This window comes from Frankia canadensis, assembly GCF_900197875.1.
Lineage (GTDB): Bacteria > Actinomycetota > Actinomycetes > Frankiales > Frankiaceae > Frankia > Frankia canadensis.
In genome coordinates, this window is sequence record NZ_FZMO01000321.1 from 1 (window position 1) to 3,700 (window position 3,700).

The 3,700-nt window shown below is 70.4% G+C and carries 4 protein-coding genes; all 4 read right to left on the reverse strand.

Features of this window, described 5'->3' with window-relative positions; translation table 11 throughout:
• Window positions 1–744 (reverse strand): hypothetical protein (locus C1A33_RS21985; protein ID WP_207770436.1); only part of this gene is annotated, 744 nt, incomplete at its 3' end.
• A gap of 26 nt (window positions 745–770) precedes the next feature.
• Window positions 771–2,228 carry a tyrosine-type recombinase/integrase gene (locus C1A33_RS21990; RefSeq protein ID WP_243407812.1) on the reverse strand — a complete coding sequence of 486 codons (1,458 nt, stop codon included), beginning with the start codon at window positions 2,226–2,228 and terminating at the stop codon, window positions 771–773.
• Between the two features lie 97 nt (window positions 2,229–2,325).
• Complete coding sequence (locus C1A33_RS21995; RefSeq protein ID WP_101833278.1) at window positions 2,326–2,535, reverse strand: DNA-binding protein; 210 nt, start codon at window positions 2,533–2,535, stop codon at window positions 2,326–2,328.
• Between the two features lie 248 nt (window positions 2,536–2,783).
• Window positions 2,784–3,700: TRM11 family SAM-dependent methyltransferase (locus tag C1A33_RS22000; protein ID WP_423748119.1), on the reverse strand; the 917-nt coding region annotated here is incomplete at its 5' end.

Below are 3,700 nucleotides of genomic sequence, written 5' to 3' on the forward strand. Positions count from 1 at the left end.
GTAACCGACCTGCTGGGAGACATGGCCCCGACCGGCGGTCCCGGGGGGGGCGAGCGTGCGGGCGGCGTCGGTGAGGCTGCCGGCGGTGATGGTGCCGGCGGGCAGGGTGCTGATGGGGGTGTCGGGGGGTTGCTGTGCCCAGCCGCCGCCGGCCGGGCTGTAGAAGGTGAGCCAGATACCTCGGGTGTGGCTGGGGATGGGATGGCGGGCGTCGCCGTGGTGGTGGAGCCAGCGGTGTCCGGCGCGGGCTTCGTCGTCGGCGTTCCACGGTGACCAGGAGACGGCGACGATCGGGACGGTCAGCGTGGCGGGGGTGTGGGAGGTGGGTGTGGCGCCGTGGACGGCGAGCAGGGCGGCGGTGGGCTGCTGGTAGGCGCCGATCGGCGCGGCGAACAGCATCAGCCCGTTCGTGGCGGGCAGCCGCCGCAGGTGGACCGGTTCTGCGGGTGGGGTGGCGGCGGCGGTGCGGGCCCAGCGGGTCATCTGGGGGGTGGCGTAGAACAGGGTGGCGCCGCCGAGCCGGCTGGCTTCCTGGCGGGCGAGGATCTCCCCTGCGGCCTGGGCGCTGGCGACGGCAGGGAGCAGGGTGCTGCGGATGGTGAGGGCCGTCTCGGCGAGCAGTTGTCGGCCGGCGGTGCTGGCCAGATGGTCGCGCATCCGGAGCCGCCAGTCCGCGAGGTCGCGGGCAGCGGGCGGTGTCCAGCCATTTTCTGCGTCGGTGTCGTCGGGTTGCTCGACGTTCACGGAGCTGTCCTCCTTTCGAGTGCGGGTCAGGCACTGCGGGGCTGGGGGGCGCGGGGGATGAGCCGGGCGACGTTTTCGGCGATGGCTTCGGCGAGTTCGGGCAGGACGTGGGTGTAGGTGTCGGCGGTGATGGCGATGGAGGAATGGCCGAGGAGTGCCTGGACGGTTTTGAGGTCGGCGCCGGCGGCGAGGGCGAGGGTGGCGGCGAGGTGCCGCAGGTCGTGGACGCGGATGGGGGGTAGGCCGGCGTTCTCGACGAGGGCGGCGAAGTCGCGGCGCACATGGTCGGGATTGAGCGCGGCACCGAACTCGTCGGTGAAGACGAGGCCGGTGTCGGTCCAGCGGGGACCGGCGGCGAGGCGGCGGGCTTGTTGGCGGCGGCGGTGGAGGCGGAATTCTCGGGCGAGGTCGGCGTCGAGGCTGATGACGCGGTCCCCGGCGTCGGATTTCGGGGTGCTCATGCCGTAGCGGGTGATCTGCCAGCGGATCGTGACCGTGTAGGGGGCGGTGTCGATGGCGAGGTCGGGCCAGTGCAGGGCGCAGGCTTCTCCGCGGCGTGGTCCGCGTTGGGCGATGAGCCGGAACAGCAGATAGAGCGGGCTGTCTTCGGCGTGGTCGAGGAAGTGGCCGGCGAGGTCGGGGGTCCAGACCATGACCTTGGAGGGGACCTCGCCGGTCTCGAGCCAGTGCACGACCCGTTCGGCGGTCCACAGCAGCGCTTTCGGGCGTTTACCGGAAGGTATTTCGACGAACTGCGCCGGGTTCATCATGATTTTCCCGCGGCGGATAGCCGCGTTCAGCGCCGCCCGCAGGGTGGCGCGGACACGTTGCTTGTTCGCGTCGCCCATGAGCCGCCGGCCTTTGAACTCGGCCTTTTCTGCTGCTGTGCCGGTGGCGCGGACCCGGCGGATCGTCTCGTTTTGGGCGTCGATCTGGTCGAAGAGGTCCTCGAGATGTCCGACGGTGAGCAGGTGCAGGGGAATGTCACCGATGTAGGGTTTGAGGTGCAGGCGGATGTTGATTTCGTAGCCGTCGCGGGTGGACCGGCTGATGGTGCGCCGGCCGGCCAGCCACTGGTCGAGCCATCCTCCGACGGTGAGCGTCGGGTCGAGATCTGTTTTCCGTTGATATCGGCCGGCGATCTCCCCGGGGTCGGGGAGAGGTGTGCGCTCGCCGATCGCAGCGACGATGAGCGCGACGACCGCCTGCATGCCGGCCGTGTCACCCGGGTCGGGGATGGCGAGGAGGTTTTCGATGCGGTCGACCTCGCGTTCGGCGGCGTCGCTGGTGGCGAATCCGCCGCGCCGCCGGTGGTTGCGTTTCCCGTCGGGGCCGGGGGGCAGGTCGACCGCGTAGTACCAGGTGCCGTGATCTGACCGCCAGCTGTTCGATCCCTTGCGGCGCAGCCGCGGACAGTTCCCGCCGAGGGGCTTTCGTGTGTTCGGGTCTTTGCAGCCGCAGCGTTTGAAAATGGTTCGTTTCACGGGGCTCCCTTGTATGGGTGTGGGACCGGGAAATCGGATGAATATCCGACCGGCGTCCATTCAGGCTCGGTCGTCACGGGAATGTCAAGCGGCATCGTCATGTTTCTTTGTTGATTCCCAGGTAGGAGCGGAGAGCCGCGGTGGGTACCTTGTATCGGCCGTCGACCCGGTGTATGTCCACGGGGAATTCGCCGTGCTGGGCGAGGAGGTAGCTTTTCGTGCGGCCGATACCGAGGATCTCGCCGGCGGTGACGAGGCCGATGACGGCGGGCAGCGCGAGGATGTCCGCCTCGGTCCACTTCTTCACACAGGACCTTTCCCAGAGCAGCGGGAGGAGGAGCGGGCACGGCCAGGCGCGGCGGCCTGGCCGGTGCCGCGCGGCAGTGGCGCACGCGGCAGGACCGGCGGCAGGCGCCGAGGGATCGCGTGCGCCCGTGCGGCCCTGCCGCCGGGCCGTGTACCGGCCCGGCGGCAGGGCTGTCAGGGCTTTCGCCAGGGGACTGTCAGGCGTTTCGCCAACGAACTGTCAGATCGCCCCGAGCGGGCCGTCCACTGTCAGACGGCCTGTTGTGGCTGGTCAGGGGTGCTGTCAGGGGGGTGGTGTGGGGTGCGGAGCAGGAGGATGTCCTCGTGGGCGATCACATGGAGGGGGTGGCCGGCGGCGCGGGCGGTGCGGATGTTGTGGAGGGCGAAGAAGGTGGCGCGGGGGGTGAGGGCGCCGTCCGGGTGGAGGGCGGCCAGGAGGGCGGCGGCCCGGGCGTGTAGGTGTAGGCCGGTCTCATCGGCGAGGTCGAGCAGGGCGCCGGGGAGGTCGACGAGGGCGCCGGCGTGGCGGTAGGGGCGGACGGCGAGCGCGAGAATCCCGCCGGGGCGGAGCAGGGTGTGGGCGGCGGTGAAGACGTCGGCGATGCCGTCGAGGAGTTCCTCGAGGTCGCCGTTGGCGAGATTCTTGGGGTTTTCCGAGTAGCGGTAGTCGGTTTTGTTCACTCCGGCGCCGGGGGTGGCGGTGATGGTGCCGTGGGTGGCCTGCCCGTAGGGCGGTGAGGTGAGCAGCAGACCGATCTGACCGTGATATTCGACGGGCACGATGTCGAGGAGGCGGCGGGCGTCGCCGCGGATCACGACCCCGCTTCCGGGGGCGTTCTGCTGGTAGGCGAGGGCGATGTTGGCGCGGGCCAGCGACACCCAGCGGGATTCCAGGTCCACCCCGAGGGCGACCCGGCCGAGGTGTACGCCCTCGACGAGGGTGGTGCCGATGCCGCACATCGGGTCGAGAAGGATGTCGCCGGGCTTGCTGTAGTGGGTGATGAGGTGGCGGGCGAGAGCGGGGAGCATTCTGGCGGGGTGTTGCATGGAGGCGGGGGTGTAGCGGCCGGCGCGTTGGAGGCGGGGGTGTTGCTGGCCGGCGGGAATCAGACTGAATCCTCGGGGCGGCGGCGGGGTGTTGTCGGTCAACGGCTGCTCCGGGGGGC